Below are 21,947 nucleotides of genomic sequence, written 5' to 3' on the forward strand. Positions count from 1 at the left end.
GAATCGATCGAAGTGACCGTGACCGTGGTACGTGTCGAGGCCGCTTCGACGCATCCCACCATTCCGACATTGAACGATGTGCATCAGGTCACGTCAACACCTCGGCGGCGGTGCGTTTGCGCTGCGTACGCCCACCATGGCTCACGGCGACGTCGTGCGTCTCGCCGTAGCGGTACGCAACCGGCGAGCTACTTACCGCGGAGTCGGCGGCGGAAGCTGCGGTGTCCCGCTACCCGAGAGCTCGGCATGGACGCCCCCGTGGGAGCGGGTGCGCGCGGGTCAGAGGCGACCACCGGCGGCGGTGTCGGAGACGCGCTGGGCGAGGTAGATGGGCACGATCGAGAGCACGATCAGCACCGCCGCGACGACGTTGATGACCGGCGCCTGGTTGGGTCGGAAGAGGTTGTTGAAGATCCAGATGGGCAGGGTCTGGACGCCCGGCCCGGCCGTGAAGGTCGTCACGATGATCTCGTCGAAGGAGAGCGCGAAGGCCAGCAGCCCGCCGGCGAACAGCGCCGAGCGCAGCAGCGGGAACGTCACGTAGCGGAACGTCTGGAAGGTGTCCGCGCCGAGGTCCGCGCTCGCCTCCTCCAGGTTGCCCCCGAGCCGGCGCAGCCGGGCCAGCACGTTGTTGTAGACCACCACGACGCAGAACGTCGCGTGCCCGACGATCACCGAGAACAGCCCCTTGCCGACCCCGAGCGGCTCGATCAGCGAGCGGAAGGCGGTGTCCAGCGCGATCCCCGTGACGATGCCGGGCAGCGCGATCGGCAGCACCACGAGCAGCGACACGGCGTCGCGTCCGAAGAACCGGTAGCGCTGCACCGCGAACGCGACCAGCGTGCCGAGCAGCAGCGCGACGGCCGTCGCGCCGAGGCCCGCCTTCGTCGAGGTCCACAACGCCTCGCGGGCCCCCGCGTTCTCCCACGCCCGCAGCCACCAGTCGGTGGTCCAGCGCGGCGGCGGCCAGGCGAAGGTGCGATCGGCGTTGAACGAATTGATCAGCACGATGGCCAGCGGCACGTAGACGAAGGCCAGGCCCACCGCCATGGCTCCGCGCAGCAGCCAGCGCGCTCCGCGTGACAGCGTCACAGCTCCTCCAACGCGCCGGACCGGCGCACCGCGACCAGATAGCCGACCATGATGAGTACGGGGATCGTGGCGAGCGCCGCCGAGAACGGCAGGTTGTTGGCCGCGCCGATGTTGGCGTACACCAGATTGCCGATGAGCTGCGTCTTGCCGCCCACGATCTGCACGGTGATGTAGTCGCCGAGGGACAGGGAGAACGTGAAGATCGAGCCGGCGATCACCGACGGCACGATCATCGGCAGCACCACCGAGCGGACGGTGCGCCCGCCCCGGGCACCGAGGTCCGCCGACGCCTCCAGCAGCGAATCCGGCAGCCGCTCCAGCCCGGCGTAGATGGGCAGGATCATGTACGGCAGCCACAGGTAGCTCAGCACGAGAACGGTCGCGACCAGCCCGTACCCGGGGCCGTTGCCGGCACCCCCGAAGAGCCAGTCCACCGGGCCGCCGTTGGCGAGCATCACCCGCCAGGCGTACGCCTTGACCAGGTAGCTCGCCCACAGTGGGGTGAGGATCGCGATGACCAGCAACCGGCGGCTGCGCGGGGAGGCGACCTTCGCCATGAAGAACGCCATCGGCAGCGCGATGAGCACGTCGATGACGGTGACCGCGGCGGCGACGCCGAGGCTGCGCAGGGTGACGGTGCGGTAGACCGCTTCGGTCAGGATGGTGCGGAAGTTCGCGAACGTCGGCTCGCGCACCAGGTCGCCGGTGAAGCTGTTGACCGTCCACAACGCGGAGACGAAGAGCACCGCCAGCGAGCCGAGGTACGCCACGAGCAGCCAGAGCAGTGGCGCCGAGAGCAGCCCGGCGAGGCGTGCGCCGCGGTGTCGGTGCAGCCAGGAGGAGAGCCGGCGGACCGGCCCGCGGGCGGGGATGCTGTCCTCGCCCGCCGGCCGGTCCAGGGTGGAGAGAGCGGTCACCTGTCTCAGCCCTTGATCGTGGTCCAGGCCTGGGTCCAGGCCGCGTAGTCCTTGCACTTGACGTCGGTGCGGCCGTCGAGGCACTGCTCCACGGGGGTGCTCCAGAACCAGACCTTGTCGAAGTACGCCTCGTCGGCGGCGTGGAACGTGGTGCAGTGGTTCTTGTCGGCCGTCTGGTCGCAGGCGAGCTTGTTCGCCGGGGCCTCGCCGAACCACTCCGCCACCGCGGCGTTCGCCGCCGGGGCGATGATGTGGTTCATCCAGAGGTAGCCGCAGTTCGGGTGCTTGGCCTTGGCGGAGACCATCCAGGTGTCGGACCAGCCGGTCGCGCCCTCCTCGGGCAGGACCGCCTCGACGGGGGCGCCGTCGGCCTTGGCCAGGTTGACGATGACCTGCCACGCGGTGCCGACGACCGAGTTGCCGGACTTGAAGGCCTGCACCTCCTTGGTGTAGTCCGACCAGTACTCACCGATCAGCTCGTTCTGCTTCTTGAGCAGGTCCACGGCGGCGGCGAACTGCTTGTCGTCCAGCGCGTACGGGTTCTTGATGCCCAGCTCCGGCTGGTGCTTCATCAGGTAGAGCGCCGCGTCGGCGATGTAGATCGGCGAGTCGTACGCCGTCACCTTGCCCTGGTACGGCGAGTTCGCGTCGAACACCGCGCTCCAGGACGTCGGCGCCGGGGTGACCTTGTCGGTGCGGTACATCAGCACGTTCGCGCCGCGGCCGTGCGGGATGCCGTACGCCACCCCGTCGACCGAGTTCCACTGCTTGAGCTTCAGGCCGTCGAAGACGTCCTTGTAGTTGGCGATCAGGTCGGTGTTGACCGGGGCGACCTCACCGCCGTAGATCAGGCGCAGCGAGGCGTCGCCGGAGGCCGAGACGACGTCGTAGTCGCCGGTCTTCATCAGCGTCACCATCTCGTCGGAGGTGCCGGCGACCTTCACGTTGACCTTGCAGCCGGTCTCCTTCTCGAAGCCGGTGACCCAGTCGACCTTCGGGTCCGTGGAGCCGTTCTCGACGTACCCGGCCCAGGCGACGATGTTGACCTGGCCCTCCCCGGCGCCGAGCGACGCCAGTTTGTCGATCTTGGGCGGTTTGATGCCGCCGGGGCCGGAGCCGCCGGTGGCGCCGCCGCCGTCGCCGCATCCGGCCAGCGCGAGCAGGCCGGCCGCGGCGAGCGCGGTGAAGACTCGGGTGGTGCGCATCTACGCTCTCCTTCTGGTTGCCGACGGGGGTCGGGTGGTGTCAACGGGAGTTCGCGGGAACCGCGACGACGTGCTCGGCCCGCCAGGTCAGCCGGATCGGTTTGCCGCGCAGCGCCGCCACGTCGGCGGGGGAGGTCTGCTGGTTCTGCTGCATCGCGACCACGCGCGCCCCGGCGTCGAGGTCGACCACGAAGCGGGTCGCCGCTCCGGCGTAGATCACCTCGACGACCTGGCCCGCCGCGCTGATCTCCTCGGCGGACGCGGGCGCGCCGCCGAGGCGGATCTTCTCCGGACGCACGGAGAACACGCCGTCGCGGCCGAGCACGGCGCGGGCGGTTCCACCCTCGAACAGGTTGGAGGTGCCCACGAAGCCGGCGACGAACGGGGTGCCCGGGCGCTCGTACACCTCGGCCGGCGTGTCGACCTGCTCGATCCGGCCCTGGTTGAACACCGCCACCCGGTCGCTCATCGTCAGCGCCTCCTGCTGGTCGTGCGTGACGAAGACGAAGGTGATGCCGACCTCACGCTGGATGGCCTTCAACTCGACCTGCATCTCCTCGCGCAGCTTCAGGTCCAGCGCGCCGAACGGTTCGTCGAGCAGCAGCACGGCCGGACGGTTGACCAGGGCGCGGGCCAGCGCCACGCGCTGGCGCTGGCCGCCGGAGAGCGCGTTGGGCCGGCGCTCGCCGTACCCGTCGAGGCGGACCGTCCGCAGCGCCGCCGCCGCGCGCTCCCGGCGCTCGGCGCGTGCCACCTTGCGCACCCGCAGGCCGTACTCGACGTTCTGCTGGACGGTCATGTGCGGGAAGAGGGCGTAGTCCTGGAAGACGGTGTTGACGTCCCGGTCGAACGGGGCGAGCCGGGTGACGTCGCGACCGGCGAGCGTGACGGTGCCGGCGGTCGGCAGCTCGAATCCGGCGATCATCCGCAGCACGGTCGTCTTGCCCGAACCGGACGGCCCGAGCATGGAGAAGAACTCGCCGTCGGCGATGTCCAGGTCAATGCCGGCGACGGCCTCCACGGCATCGAACGACTTGCGCAGACCGGTCAGGCGGATCGCGGGTTCCGACACGGCGACAGGCTCCAACTCTTCTACGGATCATGGTGACCCGAGCGGCCAGTGGCTACGAATTCTTCCGTCGGAGGATAGAACTGCAACGGATACCGTAGTCAATAGTTGTTGCCGGATCGTTGGCATGCCGACCGAAGAGGACCCGCACCTCGACAGCTTTTGCCGTTCACCGCCGCCTGAGCCGTCGGCCGGGCCATGATGGCCGCGAGGCCGCCCCGGTAGGCCTCCGGATCGGCTGTGGCCAGGACGGGGAGTGGACGTGCGCGATATGGCGGTCGAACCTGAGGCCATCGACACCGACGTGGCCGGACTGGGCGACAAGGTGTGGGACAACGCCCGGGAAGATCCCGATGCGGTGCAGTTCCTGCGTCCGGATCCGGTTCCCCGGTCGTGGCCCGCGCAGCGGTCCGCGCGCGGCGGTGCGCTGCCGGTGACCTGTCTGCAGTTCCGCGACGACGTGCTCACCCTTGCGCGCGGCTTCGTCGCCGCCGGCGTGAGTCACGGCGACCGGGTGGGACTGATGAGCCGCACCCGCTACGAGTGGACCCTCGTCGACTACGCCCTGTTGTCGATCGGCGCGGTCACCGTCCCGATCTACGACACCTCGAGCGCGGAGCAGCTCCAATGGATCCTGGCTGATTCGGGTGCGGTGGGGTGTGTGGTGGAGACCGCCGGACACGCCGCGACGCTCGCCGGTCTGCGCGATGACCTGCCGGCGCTGGGCCGGGTGTGGCAGATCGACGGCGGTGACCTGATCGCCCTGGCGGGGGACGGCCGCGTGATCGACGACGCGCAGGTCGACGTCCGCCGGCGGGCGGTGTCGGGCGGGGATGTGGCGACCATCGTGTACACCAGCGGCACCACCGGGCGGCCGAAGGGCTGCGTGCTGACGCACCGCAACATCCAATGCGACGTCAGCGCCGCGACGGGCGTGTTGCCTGAACTGTTGCACCCAGGTGCGTCGACCGTGTTGTTCCTGCCGCTGGCGCACGCGTTCGCGCGGCTGATCCAGGTCGGCATGGTGCACACCCGCGCGACGATGGTGCACAGCGCCGAAATGGCCGGTGTGCTGGAGCAGCTACGCAGGTTCCGCCCGACGTTCATCCTGGCCGTGCCGCGGGTGTTCGAGAAGATGCACACCAGAGCGCGGCAGCGAGCTGACGACGCGCACCGAGGATGGCTGTTCAGCCTCGCGGACCAGGTGGCGGTGCGCTACAGCCGCGCCATGGACACCCGCCGAGGTCCGGGAGTTCTGCTACGACTGGCGCACGCGCTGTGCGACGTTGTCGCGTACCGGAAACTGCGCGACGCCCTCGGCGGACGGTGCCGGATGGCGATCGTCGGCGGGGCGCCGCTGGGGGAGCGGCTGGGGCACTTCTTCCGCGGCGCCGGCCTGACGGCGCTGGAAGGGTACGGGCTGACCGAGACCTCGCCGGCCTTGACGGCGAACCTGCCCTCGGCGATGCGGATCGGCACCGTTGGACGTCCGCTGCCCGGCGTGCAGATCCGCATCGCCGACGACGGGGAGGTCCTCGCGTACGGCCCGGTGGTGTCCCCTGGCTACTGGAACAACCCCGAGGCCACGCAGGCGGCGTACACAGGTGACGGGTGGCTGCGCACCGGGGACCTGGGCAGTCTCGATGACGACGGGTATCTGCGCATCACCGGCCGGAAGAAAGAGATCATCGTGACGGCGGCGGGCACGAACCTCGTCCCGGCGCCGATCGAGGAGACGATCCGGGCGCATCCCCTCGTAAGCCAGTGCATGCTCGTCGGCGACGCCCGCCCCTATGTCACCGCGCTGGTCACCATCGACGAACACGTGTGGCCGCACTGGCGGGCCGCGCGGAAGCTGCCCGAGAAGTCCGTCGCTGAGCTGCGCGACAGTCCCGAGCTGCGCAGCGAGATCCAGACCGCCGTCGACCGAGCCAACGAGACGGTGTCCAAGGCGGAACAGATCAAGACCTTCCGCATCCTGCCGCGGGACTTCACCGAAGCCGACGGCGAGCTCACCCCCACCCTGAAGATCAAACGGGAGGCGGTGCGGGAACGCTACGCCGACGATATCGACGCTCTCTACCGCGGCCACTGACCGACCTGCCCTGGAGACATCTCTCGGACATCGGCCCGAAGCGGCGATGACAGGAGAATGCCGGTTGTCGCGTCAGGCCGGCGCGGAACTGGATACGGTGCCGGCGTGGAGGTTGGATTCGCCCCGCCGGTCTCCGGCTCGTGGGCCACGCCGGAGAACATGGTCCACGTCGCCCGCCGCGCCGAGCAGCTCGGGTACCACTCACTGTGGACCTTTCAGCGCCTGCTGGTGCCCGCCGATCTCGGGTGGAGCGAGACGTATCACAGCGTCCAGGACCCGCTGATCACGCTGGCCTTCCTCGCCGCCCACACCGCGCGGATCCGGCTCGGGGTGGCGGTGCTCAACCTGCCGTTTCTCTCACCGGTGGTGTTGGCGAAGCAGACCGGGACCCTCGACATTCTCTCCGGCGGACGGCTGGACGTCGGACTCGGTCTGGGTTGGTCGGATGAGGAGTATCAGGCGACAGGTGCGAGCAGGCACCGGCGGGGCCCGCGGGCCGCCGAGTTCCTCGCCGTTCTCCGCGCCTGCTGGCAGGACGACGTCGTAGCGCATCGCGGCGAGTTCTACCAGATCCCGCCCACGCGGATGGAGCCGAAGCCGGTGCAGCGACCACACCCGCCGATCCTGCTCGGCGGCCACGCGCCCGCGGCGCTGCGCCGGGCGGGTCGGCTCGCCGATGGCTGGGTCAGTGGCAGTCAGGCCGACCTGAAGGGCATCGGCGAGGCGATCGCGATCGTCAAGGCCGCCGCGGCCGGCGCCGGCCGCGATCCCGGCTCGTTGCGATTCGTGTGCCGCGGCGCCGTCCGGGTACGCGACCCCGGCCCGGCCGACCGCGAGCCGCTCACGGGCAGCCTCGAGCAGATCCGGTCGGACCTTGGCAGACTCGCCGCGGCCGGTGTCACCGAACTGTTCGTGGACCTCAACTTCGATCCGGAGATCGGCTCACCCCGTGCTGACCGGCAGGCGTCGCTACGCCGGGCGGACGAGGTGCTCGACGCCCTCGCTCCGACCCGCTGACCGCTGGGCCTCGGGGATCGGGCGGTGCGCCCGGGCGGTCACCCGGCCGGGTCGACCGCTCCTTCCGCCGACCACGCCGACCAGTGGCTCACCGTGACGGCGACGACCGGCCGGCCAGGCGGCTGCTCGACGTACTGTGGATACTTCGCGGCCAGTGCCGCGCGGACCGCGGCGTCCTCCGCCGGGTCGTCGACCAGCCGCCCGTGCCCGTCCAGCCGTATCCACCACAGCTTCGACCAGTCTTCGTGGTATTCGTCGATGAGCAGGCAGGCGTGGCCCGTTTCCCGGATGTTCTCCAACCGGCGTAGCCGCCGGTGGCGCTTGGGCTTTTCGTCGACGGCGTGGTAGACGACGTCACCGAGCAGGACGAAGCACACCGGCACCAGGTGTGGACGACCGTCCGCGTCGACGGTGGCCAGCCGGGCCAGCCGGGCCGACCGGACCCGGTGCCGGAGGTCGTTGGCGGGCACAGGCCCAACGTAGTGGAACCCCGCCGGGGAAGTGCCCGCATCCGGGGGACCCGCGCGGACCGGATACCGGTCCGCCAACGCCCACCCGCGCAACGCTGACAGCGACGAGTGGCCCGCGGCCGTGCGGGACCTCCCGTCCGTTTGGACCAGGTGCCGACGGGTACGGCCGACCTGGCATAGGGACACGGAGGGCGGTACGGCGATGGACAGTGGTCGACTGGGTGACATGCTCGTCGGCGCGGCCGGCAACGTGGCCGGTACGGTTGTCGATCCGCGCAAGGGACTGAGCCAGCTCCGCTCGGCGATCTCCGGGCGGGCCCTGGTGACCGTGGCGGCCGGCCTGATCATCGGCTTCCTGGTGGCACGGTCACGACGCCGGGCCTGACGTCCGCCTCCCGGCGCGATTGGCATGCCCGGTCCGGGGGGGGCGCCCGGACGGACCGGCAGGTCCGGGCGTCCGCCCTCCGGCGCACCGCCCACGGTTATTTCAAGGGTGGGAGGTCAGCAGCCGGGTGATCTCCGGGGCGGCCGGGTGTTCCGGCGCGATGGTCAGGAAGCGTCGCAGGGTGCGCGGCGCCTCGGCGGGGCGGGTACGCCGCTGGGCGAGGCCCAGCACGAGCAGGCCGTCTGGGGAGTCCGGGGTGTGACTCAGCACCTCCTGCGCGGCCTGTCCCGCGCCGGCCGCGTCTCCTGCCCGGAGGAGGGCGAAGGCGAGTCGCAGCCGGATCGTGTCGTCGGGCCGGTCGCGCAGCGCCTCCCGGTACATCTGCGCGGCGGCGTCGTACCGGTCCTGCGCCTCCAGGTCGCGCGCCAGCCCGACCGCCACCGTGACCGGATCCGCCGGCGTCGGGTCGGGCCCGGGCCGGTCGAGGCCGCGGGCGGCGACGGCCACCGACACCACGACGGTGATCAGCCCGAGCGCGGACCACCGCCAGGCCCACCGGGCCGCGCCGCCCGGTGCCGGCCCGACGGCCGGTGGCGCCGCCGCCCGGTCGGCGGTCCGTCGTGGCCGGGGACGCAGCGTGCGTCGGGCCGCGTAGCCGACGGCCAGCAGGGTCAGCGCGGGTACCGCCCAGAGCAGCAGCTCCACGCCGCGGGCCGGCGGGTCGGCCAGCACGTCCGGGCCGTAGCGTTGGACGAACCAGCGCCGGACCTCGTCGCGGCTGCGCCCCTGGGCCACCTGGTCCGCCACCGCCTGCCGCATCGCCGCCGCCATCGGGGAGCGGGAGTCCGCCACCGACTCGCCCTGGCACGCCGGGCAGCGCAGATCGGCGGTGACCGAGCGGACCGGGTCGTCCTGGCCGGGGCCGGCGGCCGACCGGGCCAGACCCGCGGCGGCCGCGGCGAGCAGGGCCACGAGGACGAGCGTCCCCGCGGCCGGCCGCCACCTCATCCGGCCAGCAGCGGCGCCACCCGCTGCTCCAGCCACTGCCGGGTGACCACACCCCGCTGCCGGTCGACGATCCGGCCGTCCCGGTCCACCACGAAGGTCTCCGGCACGCCACGGACGCCCCAGTCGACCGCCCGGGTGCCGTCCGGGTCCGGCAGCACGGTCAGCCCGGCCGCGCCCGTCTCGTCCAGCAGCGCGCGGACGGCTTCGCTGCCGTCCCGGACGTTCAGCCCGACCAGCCGCAGCCCCTGCGGGGACCAGCGCCGCCCGGCCTCGACCAGCAGCGGCAACTCGTCCCGGCACGGCCCGCACCAGGAGGCGAAGACGTTGACCAGCAGCACGTGGCCGTGGGCGTCGGCCAGGTCGAACCGGCCACCATCCAACGTGGGGCCGGAGAGTGCCGGAGCCGGGACCGGCGGCCCTGCTGTCCCGGCGTCGCTGCCCGGCGACGTCGACCCCGATGGCAGGCCGAGGGCCACGACCACGCCGACGGCGACGGTGACCGCCAGGACCAGCGGCGGCCAGAGAGGTACCCGTCGTGGCCGCCGCCCGGCGGGGCGGATCATCCGGCGGCTCCGGCGCGGACGGCGCCGGAGGCCGGCCGGGCCCGGTCGCGTGGCGTCCCGACCCGTCGCGGGCGGGCCGTGGCGATCGCCGACCCGAGTCCCCCCGCGGCCGTCAGGGCGCCGCCGGCCCAGAGCAGGCCGACGAGCGGGTTGACCGCGAGCCGCAGCGTGGCGCTGCCGTCGTCGGGGGAGACCGCGATCAGGGTGACGTAGGTGTCCCGGAGCAGCCCGGTGTCGATCGCCGGCAGCGTGACGACGGTGTCCCGGGCCGGGTGGTAGCGCAGGACCGGGGTGACCGTCCGCTCCGCCTCGCCGGATTCGGAGAGCCGGAGCCGGGCCCGCACCGTCATGCCGCCGCTGTCGCCCCGCCGGTCCACCCCGACCAGGCGGATGCTCACGTCAGCCACCCGCAGCGTCTCGCCGGTCCGGACGGTCCGTTCGGCGTCCCGGCCGTACGCCGAGGACCCGGCGACGCCCACCGCGACCAGGGCGATCCCGGCGTGCGCGACCAGTCCGGCGAGCCGGCCCCGGCCCGACCGGCGGAACCGGTCCGGCAGCTCCCCGGCCAGGCCGGTGAGCACGAACGCGGCGGTGCCGAAGGCGGTGAGCGCGGGCAGGCCGGGCCGGCTGAGCAGACCCACCACGGCGACCGTGGCCAGCGCCACGGCACCCGGTACGGCGAGACGCCGCAGCGCCCGGGTCCGGTCGTGGCCCCGCAGTGCCGGCGTCACCCCCATCGCCAACAGCACCACGATGGCCAGTGGCACCGCGGTGCGGTGGTAGTAGTCCGGGCCGACCGAGGTGCGGACGCCGCCGAGCGGGCCGGACAGCAGCGGGAAGATCGTGCCGATCAGCACCACCGCCGCGATCGTCACCAGGAGCACGCCGTTGACGAGGACGGCGGTGCTCCGGGACAGCAGCACCGGCGACGCGGTGCGGCCGGCCGGCTCGGGGGGCCGCCACCCGGTCAGGATCGTCGACGCGACGACCGCCAGCAGCACGAAGCCGAGCAGCATGGGGCCCAGCGGCGAGTCGGTGAAGGCGTGCACGCTGGCCACCGCACCGGACCGGGTGAGGAAGGTGCCGAGCAGCACCAGCACGAAGCTCGCGCAGGCCAGCACCAGGTTCCACCCGGCACGGCGGGCCCCCGGACCGAGGGCGGTGTGCAGGAACGCGGTGGTGGTCAGCCAGGGCAGCAGGGAGGCGTTCTCCACCGGGTCCCACGCCCAGTAGCCGCCCCAGCCCAGCACCGCGTACGACCACCAGGCGCCGAGCCCGATGCCGGCGGTCAGCGCCGCCCAGGCGACCAGTGTCCAGGGCCGGGCCACCCGCAGCCAGCCGCGTCCCTCCCGCCCGGCCAGCGGCGCGGCGAGCGCGAAGGCGAACGGCACGACCAGCCCGATGTAGCCGGCGTAGAGCAGGGGCGGGTGCACCCCCATCGCCGGGTGCTGCTGCAGCAGCGGGTTGGGCCCGGGACCGTCGGCCGGCACCGGATCCACCGCGCGGAACGGGTTCGCGGCGAAGCAGGACAGCGCGAAGAAGAACACGGTCACCGCGCTGACGACCACCATCGCGTACGCCTGCAGCCGGGCCGGGTACCGCCGACCGGCGAGCAGGACCGCGTACCCGCCGAGGACCAGCAGCCAGAGCAGCAACGACCCGTCCAGCGCGGACCAGAGACTGGTCACGGTGTAGTACAGCGGTACCTGGCGTCCGCCGTTCTCCGCCACGTACCGGACGCTGAAGTCGTGCCGGAGCAGGGCCGCCTCCAGCACGCCGCAGGCGACGGCGGCGGTGGTCAGGGTCGCGGCGGTCGCGAGCCGGGCCGGTCGGGTGGGCGTGCCGAACAGGGCCACCCGCAGCCAGAGCAGGGCGGTCAGCGTGGCGCAGAGCAGCCCGACCGTGAGGCTCGACGTGCCGAGCTCACCGAGCATCGACCGGCTCCACCGGAGAGGTGGACGCCCGGTACTCGTTGCCGTGCCGGACCACGACGTGGTCGGAGCGGAACGTCCCGTCCGCCGACAGGGTGCCCTCGACGACCGCCCCCTCGCCCTCCCGGAACGTCCCCGGCGGCGCGCCGCGCTGCTCGACGGTGATCGCCTGGCCCCCCTCGGCGAGGCGGAACACCACCAGGTCGCCGTCGCGGCGCAGCGACCCGGGCACCACGTCCCCGCCGAGGCGCACCCGCTCCCGGGCCGCGTCCGGGTCGCGCAGCACCTCACCGGGGGTGCGGTAGTAGGTGAGGGTGCCGCGCAGCCCGCTGGTCACCAGCAGCGCGCCGGCGGCGAGGAGCACGACGACGACGGCGGTCCGGCCGGTGCGGCGGCGGTTCATCCGACCCGGGCCGGGACGCGGTCGGCCGTGCGGGGGGTGCCGGCGGCGAGCCGGCGCTCCAGCCGGACGACCCGGTGCAGCAGGACGCAGAGCGCGGCGAGCGTCGCGGCGGCCACGGCGAGCAGCAGGGCGAGAGCCATCCGGGAGTCGATCGGTGGACGCTGCGGGGCGAACACGGTCGCCTGCTGGTGCAGCGACCGCCACCAGACGACGGAGAAGTGCACCACCGGAACGAGCAGGAACCCCGCCATGCCGACCAGTGCCGCCGGGCGCGCCACCCGGTGGTCGTCCCCGTCGCGCGCGTCGGTCCGGTCGCTCACCGCGCGGCGCAGGGCCAGATAGCCGGCGTACGCGAGCAGCAGCAGCGCGGTGCTGACCAGCCGTGGATCCCACGCCCACCAGGTGCCCCAGACCAGCTGCCCCCAGACGGATCCGGTGGCGATGGCGACGGCGGTCAGCGCCACCCCGATCTCGGCACCGGCCCGGGCGAACCGGTCCCAGCGCAGATCGCCGCCGATGAGGTAAGCGCCGCTGGCGGCGAGCACGACGGCGAACGCGGCGTAGGCGACCCACGCGGCGGGGACGTGCAGGTACATCAGTCGCTGCGCCGGGCCCTGGACCGCGTCGGGCGGGGCGAGCCAGCCGCCCGCCACGGTCGCCGCCGCGGCGAGCCCCCCGGCGGTCCAGGCCATCGTCCGGCGACCGGCGGCCGCTCTGGCGGTGTCCGCGACGAGGTCCACCGTGGAGGCTCGCATGATCTCCCTGTCCGCGCCCGGGCGCTTGCCGGATGGGTTCGCTGCGCGTTCACCATAAGCTCCTCAAACGCTCGGATCTCCCCATATCGCGCAAAAGCGTTGGAACCAACCGGAAGCGTCTAATGTCCCTCCCGGTGGAGAAGACAGCGGACCCGACCGTGAGCGCCGCCCGGTACGCCCGGCGGCGTGCGCTGCCGCGCCGCCTTCCGGTGCTGACCACGCTCTGCGGCCTGCTCCTGCTCGCCGGCTGCGCCGGCGACGCACCGTCCGCCCTGAATCCCGGCGGGGCCGGGGCCACCCGCGTCGCCGGCCTCTGGTGGCTGCTCTTCTGGATCTCCGTGGCCGTCTTCGCCGAGGTCATGGCACTGCTGGTCTGGGCGCTGGTGTTCCGGCGGGGCAACGCCCGCGTCCGGCACGGCCAGCCGCTGCGCTTCGTCACGATCGCCGGCGCCGGCCTGCCCTTCGTGATCCTCGTCGCCGTCTACGGTGTGGGCCTGCGCGACCTCGCCGCGTTGGGCGACGGCCCCGGCCCGGACGCTCCCACCGTCGAGGTGACCGGCCACAAGTGGTGGTGGGAGGTGCGGTACCAGGGCGCCTCGGGGGCCACCGCCAACGAGATCCACATCCCGGTCGGGGAGCGGGTCAAGGTGCGGCTGCGCACCGACGACGTGCTGCACAGCTTCTGGGTGCCGCAGCTCATGCCCAAGACGGACCTGATCGCCGGTGAGACCCGGGAGACCTGGCTACGGGCGGAGCGGGCCGGCAGCTACCGGGGCCAGTGCGCCGAGTACTGCGGCACGCAGCACGCGCACATGGCCTTCCTGGTGGTGGCGCAACCCCGCACCGACTTCGACGCCTGGCTCGCCCGACTCGACGCCCCGGCCCGGGAGCCGCGGACGGACGCCGAGCGGCGGGGCCAGCAGGCCTTCGTGCAGGGCACCTGCGCCGCCTGCCACGCGGTACGCGGCACCGGCGCCGCGGGCCGGGTCGGGCCGGACCTGTCGAACGTGGGCTCCCGGTGGAGCCTCGGCGCCGGCGCGGTGCCCAACGACGCCGGTCACCTGGGCGGATGGATCGCCAACACCCAGACGGTCAAGCCCGGCAACGCCATGCCCCCACAGCCGGTCGATGCCGCGCAACTGCCCGACCTCATCGCGTACCTGCGGTCGCTGGAGTAGGTCGGGGAGGAGAAGCGATGTCCACGACCACCACACCGCCGCCCGGCGTCAGCGAGCAGGACCTGGCGCGGCTGGCGGAACACTGGGGCGAGCGCCCCTCGCTGCGGGGCTGGTTCAGCACCGTCGACCACAAGAAGATCGGCCGGCGTTACCTGGTCACCGCCGGGTTCTTCTTCGTCCTCGCCGGGCTCAGTGCCCTGGTGATGCGCACCCAGCTCGCCCGGCCGGAGGCGGGCGTGGTGTCGCCGCAGGAGTACAACCAGCTCTTCAGCATGCACGGCACCGCGATGATCTTCCTGTTCGCCACGCCGATGCTCTTCGGCTTCGGAAACTTCCTGGTCCCCCTGATGATCGGCGCCCGGGACATGGCGTTCCCGAGGTTGAACGCCTTCGGCTACTGGGTCTTCCTCTTCGCCGGTCTGTTCATGTGGGCGAGCCTGCCCTTCGGCGCCGCTCCCAACAACGGTTGGTTCGCCTACGTCCCGCTCAGCGGGGAGCAGCACAACCCGGGCCTGCACATGGACGTCTACGCGCTCGGGCTGCTCTTCCTCGGCATCTCCACCACCGCCGCGTCGATCAACTTCATCGTCACCGCGCTCAAGCTGCGCGCCCCGGGGATGTCGCTGAACCGGGTGCCGCTGTTCGTCTGGGCGATCGTCGCCACCGCGTTCATGGTGATCTTCGCGTTGCCGGCGCTGAACGTGGACAACGCGATGCTCTTCCTCGACCGGCGCTTCGGCACCCATTTCTTCGACCCGTCCGGCGGCGGAAACGTGCTGCTCTGGCAGCACCTGTTCTGGATCTTCGGACACCCCGACGTCTACATCATCGTCATGCCGGCGCTGGGCATCGTCTCCGCCGTGCTGCCCGCCTTCACCCGCCGGGGGGTGGTCGGCTACCCGCTGATCGTGCTGTCCATCGTGTCGATCGCGATCATCTCGTTCGGGGTCTGGGTGCACCACATGTTCGCCACCGGGCTGCCGCAGTTGTCGTACAGCTTCTTCAGCGCGGCCAGCACGATCATCACCATCCCGTCGGGCATCCAGATCTTCGCCTGGCTGGCCACCATGCTGCTCGGCCGGCTCGTCCTGCGGGTGCCGCTGCTGTACGTGATCGGCTTCGTGGTGACCTTCGTGCTCGGCGGGTTCACCGGCGCGATGTTCGCGCTGACCGCGTTCGACCAGCAGGTTACCGACTCCTACTTCGTGGTGGCGCACTTCCACTACGTGCTGATCGGCGGGGCCGTCTTCCCGATGCTCGCCGGCATCTACTACTGGCTACCGAAGATCACCGGGCGGATGTACCACGAGCGGTTGGGCCGCTGGGCGTTCTGGCTGGTCTTCGCCGGCATGCACGTCACGTTCTTCCCGATGCACCTCTACGGCCTGTTCGGCATGCCGCGGCGGGTCTACACCTACCGGAGCGAGCCCGGCTGGGACGGATGGAACCTGGTCAGCACCGTCGGGTCGTACCTGCTCGCCGTCGGACTGCTGCTCGTGCTCGTCGGAGTGGTGCACGCGCTGCGGCGGGGCCGGCCGGCGCCGCCGGACCCGTGGGAGGGCGACAGCCTGGAGTGGGCCACGGCGTCGCCGCCCGAGCCGTACAACTTCCCGGTCCTGCCCCGCGTGCACAGCCTGCACCCGGCGTGGGACGAGCGCACCGCCGAGTCCGTGCGCGCCGGCGCCACCGCGGACCGCATCCTCAGCGACGGTCGGCGCACCCTGGTCACCAGTGAGCTCGACGCGCACCCCGAACGCGCGGTGCAGATGCCGGAGTCGACCCTCATGCCGCTCGTGCTGGCCGGCGCGCTGCTGGTCTTCTTCACCTCGATGCTCTTCGCCTGGTACCCGGTGGCGGCGGTCGCCGCGCTGGCGGTGGCGGCGACGATCGCGGTCTGGCTCTGGCCGTCCCGCCGCCCCGACGAGGAACTGGGGGTGTCCGGGTGAGCGATGGTGGCGGGGTCGTCGCGGCGGCCACCGGCGCCGAGGCGCTGAGCACCGAGCTGCCGGTCGGCCGGTCCGCCGGCTGGTGGGGCATGGTGATGTTCGTGGCCACCGAGGCCACCCTCTTCGCCTGCCTGCTCGGCAGCTACTTCTACCTCCGCTTCCAGTACGGCCCACAGTGGCCGCCGGACGGCATAGGCGCCCCGGAGCTGCTCAAGCCGCTGGTGATGACCGCGGTACTGGTGCCCAGCAGCCTGCCGGTGATATGGGCCGAACACGGCATCCGGCACGGCCAGCGGTGGCGGCTGCGGTCCGGGCTGGCCGCCACCATGCTGCTCGGGATGACCTTCCTGGCCCTGCAGGCCACCGAGTACGCCGAGAAGCTGAAGCACTTCACCATGACGACCGACGCGTACGGCTCGCTGTTCTACCTGATCACCGGCTTCCACGGGCTGCACGTCCTGGTCGGGCTGACCATGATCGGCTGGCTGCTGGCCGCCTCCCTGCGCGGCGGCAGCTTCGGCTCCCACCGGCACGAACGGGTCCGCAACGTCGCGATCTACTGGCACTTCGTGGACCTGGTCTGGGTCGCCATCCTGTTCACCATCTACCTTTCCCCGCGGCTGTGATGACCACGCGACCCGGTCCGCACGCGCGCCTGACCGGCGGGCTGCTGCTCTGGTACGGCGTGCTCGGCGGCGCGGTGGCCTGGGCGGTGCACGTGCTCGCCGCGTGGAGCCTGGACGAGCTCGCCTGCGCCGCCGGCTCCGAGCGCGTCGCCGCCGTACCGCTCTGGCAGGCGGTCGGGCTCGCGGTGGTGATCCCGGGCCTGTTCACCGTGGGGTCGCTGCTGGTCGCCGCGCTGGTGTGGCGGCGCACCGCGCGGGCCGGCGAGGAGGACCGGGCGTTCGGCCGGTCCCGGATGCTCGCCGTGGTCGGCGTCTGGGCGAACCTGTTGTTCCTGACCATCATCGTGCTCGGCGGGGTTGCCGTGCTGGTGCTGCCGCCATGTCAGCGTTGACCGCGCACCGGGCCCACCAGCCCGGTCAGGATCCGGTGGCCGAGGGCCTGCTGACCATGCTCGCGGTCGTCACGCTCTGCCTGCTGGTGGCCGGCTACGGGCGGGGCGTCCAGGAGCTGTGGGCGCGGCGCGGCGTGGGCCGGGTCGTGCCGGTCTGGCGGGTGGCCGCGTTCGGCGTCGGGGTGCTGACGGTGCTCGCCGCCGAGCAGGGCCCGGTGCACGAGCTGGCCGAGTCCTCGTTCGCCGGGCACATGGCGCAGCACATGCTGCTCCTGCTGGTGGCGGGGCCGCTGCTGGCGGCCGGCGCGGCGGGGTTGCCGCTGAGCCTGGCCGCCCCGGTGCCGCTGCGCCGGCTGCTGGCCCGGTGGCGGGTGGCGCCGGCGGTGCGCCGGCTGCGCCGCTCCACCACGTACGCCCTGCTGGCCGGGGGTGGACAGACCGTCGTGCTGTGGTTCTGGCATCTGCCGGGGCCGTACGCCGCCGCGGTGGACCGGCCCGCCGTGCACGCCGCCGAGCACCTCAGCCTGCTGGCGACGGCCTGGCTGTTCTGGGTGCCCGTGCTGGGTCCACCGCGCCACCGCGCACCCGCCCCGGTGACGGTGCTGCTGCTGGTCGGCGCCATGTTGCCGGCCTCGGCGCTCGGGGCGGTGCTCACCTTCGCCCCGGCCCCGGTCTATCCCGACCGGATGCTCGGTGCCGACCCGTTGGCCGACCAGCAGCTGGCCGGCCTGCTGATGTGGGCGCCGATGGACCTGGTCGTACTGGTCGTGGCGCTGAGCGTGTTCCTGCGCTGGCTGCTGCGGATGGACCGCGACCGGCCCGACGCCCTGGCCGGCGGGCCGCTTCGTCGCGGAGGCGGCCCGGTGGCGTCCAGGCCTGGAACGGAAGGGATGGTGCGATGAAGCTGCCCGGTCGGAGCTGGGCGTTCGGGGTGGCGCTGACGGTGCTGCCCGTCGCCGCGGTCACCGGATGCTCCTCGACAGCGCCACCACCGCCACCCGAGGTGCGCAGCGGACGGCCGGACCGGGGCGCCGAGCTGATCGCCCGGTACGGCTGCGGGTCGTGCCACACCATCCCCGGCGTCAGCCGCGCCGACGGCCTGGTCGGGCCGCCGCTGACCCGGTTCGGCGCCCGCTCGTACATCGCCGGTCAGCTGCCCAACAACGCCGACAACCTGCGCCGCTGGATCACCGACCCGCAGGCGGTCGAGCCGGGCACCGCCATGCCGAAGCTGGGTGTCAGCGCCATCGACGCGCAGGACATTGCCGCCTACCTGTACACCCTGGACTGACCGGTGCGGCGACCACGAGTGGCGACGGTTTTGCCCGACCCGCACCCGCGCCGGGCCCTCGCGGTGGGCGCGGCGCTGGTGCTCGCCGCCGGACCGGTGGCCCTCGCCCCCGTACGGACACCGGCGGGCTCGGCGGCCCCGGCCGCCGCTGCCCCGGCCTCGGGCGACCGCGGCACCCGGCTCTACCTGGAGCAGTGTGCGAGCTGCCACGGCGCGCAGGGACAGGGCGCACAGCGGGGGCCGTCCCTGATCGGCGTCGGCCCCGCCTCGGTGGACTTCCAGGTCTCGACCGGACGGATGCCGTTGTCGCACGAGGTGCAGCAGGCGCGCCGCCGGGAACCGGTGTTCTCGGCCGAAGACATCTCGGCGCTGGTCGACCACGTCGCCAGCTTCGGCGGCGGGGGGCCGCAGATTCCCCGGGTCGCGCCGGGCGACCTGGTCTCCGGCCGGGAGATCTTCGCCGCCAACTGCGCACCCTGCCACGGGGCGACGGGCGCGGGCACCGCGCTGACCAACGGATGGATCGCCCCGCCGCTGTACGACAGCACCGCCGTGCAGGTGGCGGAGGCGGTCCGGGTCGGTCCCGGCCTGATGCCGGTCTTCCCCGGCCAGGTGCTCGACGACCGGCAGGTCGACGACCTGGCCGCCTACGTGCAGCGGCTGCGGGGCGAGCGGCTGGACCGGGGCGGCAACCCCCTCGGCCGGCTGGGCCCGCTCGCCGAGGGACTGGTCGCCTGGCTGGCCGCCCTGGGTCTGCTGGTGGCCGCCGCGCGGTGGCTGGGGCGGAGGGCGGAGGAGTGAGCGCCCGGCGCCCGTCGGCGACCGAGCGGGCCGCGAGCCGCCGGATCGTCGCCGCGTTCGGTGTCAGCGCCGCCGGGGCGGTGGGCTTCGCCGTGACGTACGGGCTGGGCGGAAACACCGCGAGGGAGGGGATCTGCCTCGCGGTGGCCTTCGCCGGGCTGGCCGTGGGCCTGGCCGTCTGGGCGCGACGGCTCGTGCCGGCCGGCGGGTACGTCGAGGAGCACGAGGGCTTCACCCCTCCTCCGACGGAGCAGGCGATGACCGCCGCGGTGCTGACCGCGGCGGACAGTCCGGTACGCCGGCGGGGCCTGCTCGCCGCGCTCGGGCTGGCGCTGACCGCGCTCGGCGCCGCGGCGCTGTTCCCGCTGCGCTCCCTGCTGCCGTTCGACCGGGGCCGCCCGCTGCGGGCAGTCAAGGACACGCCCTGGGGAGCGGGTGTGCGGCTGGTCGACGCCGACGGGCGGCCGTTGCGGCCGGACGACGTACCCGCGGACACGGTGGTCGCGGTGTTCCCCGAGGGCAACGTCGACGCCGGGGACGGCCCCGCCTTCGCGGTACGCCTCGAACCGCAACGCTTCTCCCGGCCGCCCTCCGGGGGACACCTGGACGGCCTCGTCGTGTGGTCACTGCTCTGCACGCACGCCGGCTGTCCCGTCCGGGTCTACCTGAAGGGCACCGGGCAGCTGCTCTGCCCCTGCCACCAGTCGTCGTTCGACCTGCTGGCGGGTGCCCGGCCGGTGGCCGGTCCAGCGGCCCGGGCGCTGCCCGGGCTGCCGATCGAGGTCGGCCCGGACGGCTTCCTCCGCGCGACCGGTGACTTCACCGCCCCGCCCGGCGCCGGGTTCTGGAGCTCGCCGTGATCACCGACCGGCTGGCCCGGGCGCTGGACGACCGGCTGCGGCTCTCCCCGATCACCCGCCGGGCGCTGGCGAAGGTCTTCCCCGACCACTGGTCGTTCATGCTGGGCGAGATCGCGCTCTACTCGTTCGTCGCGCTGCTCCTCACCGGCGTCTACCTGACCTTCTTCTTCGACGCCAGCAACGCGGACCGGGTCTACCACGGCGACTACGCCCCGCTGGACGGCGCCACCACCTCCGCCGCGTACGCCTCGACGGTCCGGCTCAGCTGGGACATCCGGGCCGGCCTGCTGATCCGGCAGACCCACCACTGGGCGGCGCTGGTCTTCGTGGCGGCGATCGTCCTACACCTGTCCCGGATCTTCTTCACCGGGGCGTTCCGCAAACCCCGCGAGCTCAACTGGCTGATCGGCGTGACGATGCTGACCCTAGCCCTGGCCAACGGGTTCACCGGCTACTCCCTGCCGGACGACCTGCTCTCCGGCGTGGGCCTGCGGATCCTCACCTCGGTGGTGGAGTCGATCCCCCTGGTCGGGGCGTGGCTGGCGGCCCTGGCCCTGGGCGGGGAGTTCCCCTCCGACGCGATGATCCCCCGGATGTTCGTCGCCCACGTGCTGCTCGTGCCGGCCGTCCTCGTCGCCCTGATCTCCCTGCACCTGGGCATCCTGGTGCGGCAGAAGCACAGCCAGTTCCCCGGACCGGGGCGCACCGAACACAACGTGGTCGGCTCCCGGCTGTGGCCGAGCTACACGCTGCGTTCGCTCGCCCTGTTCGCCTGGCTGCTGGCGGTGCTGTTCGCGCTCGGCGGCCTGGTCCAGATCAACCCGGTCTGGCTCTACGGCCCCTTCGAACCGGCCCGGGCCACCTCGCCCGCGCAGCCCGACTGGTACGTCGCGTGGGGCGACGGCGCCCTGCGCCTCTTCCCGCCCTGGGAGTTCCGGATCGCCGGGCACCTCGTTCCGGGCCCGCTCTTCCCCGGCGTGGTGCTCGGCGGGGTGACCTTCCTCGCCCTCTACGCCTGGCCGTTCGCCGAACGGCTCCGCACGAAGGACCGCAGGGCGCACCACCTGCTCGACCGGCCCCGGGACCACCCGGTCCGCCTCGGCGTCGGGGTCGGCGCGCTGACCTTCTACGCGGTGCTGACGGTCGCCGCGGGGGACGACATCATCGCCCGGCTGGTCCGGGTGCCCGTCTACGACCTGCTGTCGCTGTTCCGGGTGTTGGTGCTCGTCCTGCCGCTGCTCGCCGGGCTGCTCGCGTTCCTGGTCGCGCGGGCGCTGCGTCGCGGCGACGCCGCCGGTGTCGGCGGGCTCACCCGCGCGGACCTGCGCCGGGCCGCACACCGGTCGGCCCGGCCGCCCGAAGCCGACTCCGGTGAGTCGGAGACGCCCGCCCGGGACCGGCCGGGGGAGCGGATCGAGATGTGGCCGGAGGGCGACCTGTGGCGTTGGCGCTACCGGGACGAGGACCGGCACGTCGTGCTCACCGGTAACCGGGCGGTGCTGTCGGAGGAGGAGGCCGCCTCGGCTGCCCGGCTCGCGTACCCCGGGGTGGACCGGATCGTGGTGCCCGGGCCGCCCCCGGCCCCGCCGCCCGGTCCGGTCCGTGCCGCCCTGCGGAGGTGGGGCCGCGCGGCGGCCGCGGGGTCGCTGCTGCTCGCAGCCCTCCTGGACCGCCGACGGGACCGGCGGCGACAGGAGCGTGAGGGGGCGGAGCAGGCGTCGCCGCCGGAGGCCGCGGACAAGGCGTCGAGCGGTGGCGGGCGGACCTGAGCCTCGGGTGGGACGACCAGTCACGCGTTGCCGGTGCGGCGCGGTGACGGTCGGGGCGGGCGCCCCGGCGCGTCGGCCGGCTGCCGGAAAGCGCACCAGATTGGACGTTTCAGGCAAATGGGCAGGGGTGGCTGCCGGAATATTGGTACGTGCGGGCGGCCGCCCGGGACAGCT

Annotated in this window: 22 protein-coding genes; 12 read left to right on the forward strand and 10 right to left on the reverse strand. The window is 73.0% G+C overall.

Going from position 1 to position 21,947, the window contains the following annotated elements:
- Positions 1-279: 279 nt before the first annotated feature.
- The 4 genes from EV384_RS19000 to EV384_RS19015 are packed head-to-tail and all read right to left on the reverse strand — an operon-like array spanning position 280 to position 4,286.
- Entirely contained in the window at positions 280-1,092 is an 813-nt protein-coding gene (locus EV384_RS19000; RefSeq protein ID WP_130335192.1) for an ABC transporter permease, read from the reverse strand.
- The gene (locus tag EV384_RS19005; RefSeq protein ID WP_242624154.1) at positions 1,089-2,009 is read right to left on the reverse strand and encodes an ABC transporter permease; all 921 of its coding nucleotides are present in this window, start codon (positions 2,007-2,009) and stop codon (positions 1,089-1,091) included. The genes EV384_RS19000 and EV384_RS19005 overlap by 4 nt, the downstream gene beginning before the upstream one ends.
- 5 nt (positions 2,010-2,014) lie before the next feature.
- Positions 2,015-3,214 (reverse strand): ABC transporter substrate-binding protein, encoded by a 1,200-nt coding sequence (locus EV384_RS19010; protein ID WP_130335194.1) that lies wholly within the window; start codon positions 3,212-3,214, stop codon positions 2,015-2,017.
- A gap of 40 nt (positions 3,215-3,254) precedes the next feature.
- The gene (locus tag EV384_RS19015) at positions 3,255-4,286 is read right to left on the reverse strand and encodes an ABC transporter ATP-binding protein (protein ID WP_130335196.1); all 1,032 of its coding nucleotides are present in this window, start codon (positions 4,284-4,286) and stop codon (positions 3,255-3,257) included.
- A gap of 259 nt (positions 4,287-4,545) precedes the next feature.
- Between EV384_RS19015 and EV384_RS19020 the strand changes: the two genes are divergently transcribed.
- Both EV384_RS19020 and EV384_RS19025 read left to right on the forward strand, forming a co-directional pair.
- Positions 4,546-6,378, forward strand: coding sequence for an AMP-dependent synthetase/ligase (locus tag EV384_RS19020; protein ID WP_242624499.1), 1,833 nt, complete (start codon positions 4,546-4,548; stop codon positions 6,376-6,378).
- A gap of 105 nt (positions 6,379-6,483) precedes the next feature.
- Positions 6,484-7,395, forward strand: a complete 912-nt coding sequence (locus EV384_RS19025) for a TIGR03619 family F420-dependent LLM class oxidoreductase (protein WP_130335198.1) — start codon at positions 6,484-6,486, stop codon at positions 7,393-7,395.
- Between the two features lie 38 nt (positions 7,396-7,433).
- On the opposite strand, the gene EV384_RS19030 is transcribed toward EV384_RS19025, so the two are convergent.
- On the reverse strand, positions 7,434-7,865 hold the full coding sequence (locus tag EV384_RS19030) for a TIGR03668 family PPOX class F420-dependent oxidoreductase (RefSeq protein ID WP_130335200.1): 432 nt from the start codon (positions 7,863-7,865) through the stop codon (positions 7,434-7,436).
- A gap of 202 nt (positions 7,866-8,067) precedes the next feature.
- On the opposite strand from EV384_RS19030, the gene EV384_RS19035 reads away from it, so the two are divergent.
- A complete protein-coding gene (locus tag EV384_RS19035) occupies positions 8,068-8,250 on the forward strand; it encodes a hypothetical protein (protein WP_130335202.1) in 183 nt (60 codons plus the stop codon).
- 102 nt (positions 8,251-8,352) lie between these two features.
- Here the strand turns inward: EV384_RS19035 and EV384_RS19040 are convergent, their stop codons facing one another.
- From EV384_RS19040 to ccsA, 5 genes are read right to left on the reverse strand one after another with little or no spacing between them, the layout of a single operon-like run.
- The gene (locus tag EV384_RS19040) at positions 8,353-9,258 is read right to left on the reverse strand and encodes a cytochrome c-type biogenesis protein CcmH (protein WP_130335204.1); all 906 of its coding nucleotides are present in this window, start codon (positions 9,256-9,258) and stop codon (positions 8,353-8,355) included.
- Entirely contained in the window at positions 9,255-9,821 is a 567-nt protein-coding gene (locus tag EV384_RS19045; protein ID WP_130335206.1) for a TlpA family protein disulfide reductase, read from the reverse strand. Before EV384_RS19045 ends, EV384_RS19040 begins: the two co-directional genes overlap by 4 nt.
- Positions 9,818-11,755 carry a heme lyase CcmF/NrfE family subunit gene (locus tag EV384_RS19050; protein ID WP_130335208.1) on the reverse strand — a complete coding sequence of 646 codons (1,938 nt, stop codon included), beginning with the start codon at positions 11,753-11,755 and terminating at the stop codon, positions 9,818-9,820. Before EV384_RS19050 ends, EV384_RS19045 begins: the two co-directional genes overlap by 4 nt.
- Positions 11,745-12,155, reverse strand: a complete 411-nt coding sequence (locus tag EV384_RS19055) for a cytochrome c maturation protein CcmE (RefSeq protein ID WP_130335210.1) — start codon at positions 12,153-12,155, stop codon at positions 11,745-11,747. The genes EV384_RS19050 and EV384_RS19055 overlap by 11 nt, the downstream gene beginning before the upstream one ends.
- Positions 12,152-12,910 carry a cytochrome c biogenesis protein CcsA gene (gene ccsA, locus EV384_RS19060; RefSeq protein WP_207232368.1) on the reverse strand — a complete coding sequence of 253 codons (759 nt, stop codon included), beginning with the start codon at positions 12,908-12,910 and terminating at the stop codon, positions 12,152-12,154. The genes EV384_RS19055 and ccsA overlap by 4 nt, the downstream gene beginning before the upstream one ends.
- A gap of 134 nt (positions 12,911-13,044) precedes the next feature.
- Here ccsA and coxB point away from each other — a divergent pair, with 134 nt between their 5' ends.
- Genes coxB through qcrB form a run of 9 tightly spaced genes read left to right on the forward strand, consistent with a single transcriptional unit; the run spans position 13,045 to position 21,773 of the window.
- Positions 13,045-14,088: a cytochrome c oxidase subunit II gene (gene coxB, locus EV384_RS19065; protein WP_165439979.1), complete on the forward strand. Its 1,044-nt coding sequence runs from the start codon at positions 13,045-13,047 to the stop codon at positions 14,086-14,088.
- A gap of 17 nt (positions 14,089-14,105) precedes the next feature.
- A complete protein-coding gene (gene ctaD / locus EV384_RS19070) occupies positions 14,106-16,034 on the forward strand; it encodes a cytochrome c oxidase subunit I (protein ID WP_130335214.1) in 1,929 nt (642 codons plus the stop codon).
- Positions 16,031-16,660, forward strand: a complete 630-nt coding sequence (locus tag EV384_RS19075) for a cytochrome c oxidase subunit 3 (protein ID WP_130335216.1) — start codon at positions 16,031-16,033, stop codon at positions 16,658-16,660. The genes ctaD and EV384_RS19075 overlap by 4 nt, the downstream gene beginning before the upstream one ends.
- Positions 16,660-17,052: a hypothetical protein gene (locus EV384_RS19080; protein ID WP_130335218.1), complete on the forward strand. Its 393-nt coding sequence runs from the start codon at positions 16,660-16,662 to the stop codon at positions 17,050-17,052. The genes EV384_RS19075 and EV384_RS19080 overlap by 1 nt, the downstream gene beginning before the upstream one ends.
- Positions 17,040-17,954, forward strand: a complete 915-nt coding sequence (locus EV384_RS19085; RefSeq protein WP_130335220.1) for a cytochrome c oxidase assembly protein — start codon at positions 17,040-17,042, stop codon at positions 17,952-17,954. Before EV384_RS19080 ends, EV384_RS19085 begins: the two co-directional genes overlap by 13 nt.
- A complete protein-coding gene (locus tag EV384_RS19090; protein ID WP_130335222.1) occupies positions 17,951-18,343 on the forward strand; it encodes a c-type cytochrome in 393 nt (130 codons plus the stop codon). Before EV384_RS19085 ends, EV384_RS19090 begins: the two co-directional genes overlap by 4 nt.
- A gap of 18 nt (positions 18,344-18,361) precedes the next feature.
- Positions 18,362-19,144 (forward strand): cytochrome bc1 complex diheme cytochrome c subunit, encoded by a 783-nt coding sequence (gene qcrC, locus EV384_RS19095; protein WP_165439980.1) that lies wholly within the window; start codon positions 18,362-18,364, stop codon positions 19,142-19,144.
- Positions 19,141-20,004, forward strand: coding sequence for a QcrA and Rieske domain-containing protein (locus EV384_RS19100; RefSeq protein ID WP_130335226.1), 864 nt, complete (start codon positions 19,141-19,143; stop codon positions 20,002-20,004). Before qcrC ends, EV384_RS19100 begins: the two co-directional genes overlap by 4 nt.
- A complete protein-coding gene (gene qcrB, locus EV384_RS35455) occupies positions 20,001-21,773 on the forward strand; it encodes a cytochrome bc1 complex cytochrome b subunit (protein ID WP_207232369.1) in 1,773 nt (590 codons plus the stop codon). Before EV384_RS19100 ends, qcrB begins: the two co-directional genes overlap by 4 nt.
- Positions 21,774-21,947: the final 174 nt, after the last annotated feature.

Source organism: Micromonospora kangleipakensis, from assembly GCF_004217615.1.
GTDB lineage: Bacteria > Actinomycetota > Actinomycetes > Mycobacteriales > Micromonosporaceae > Micromonospora > Micromonospora kangleipakensis.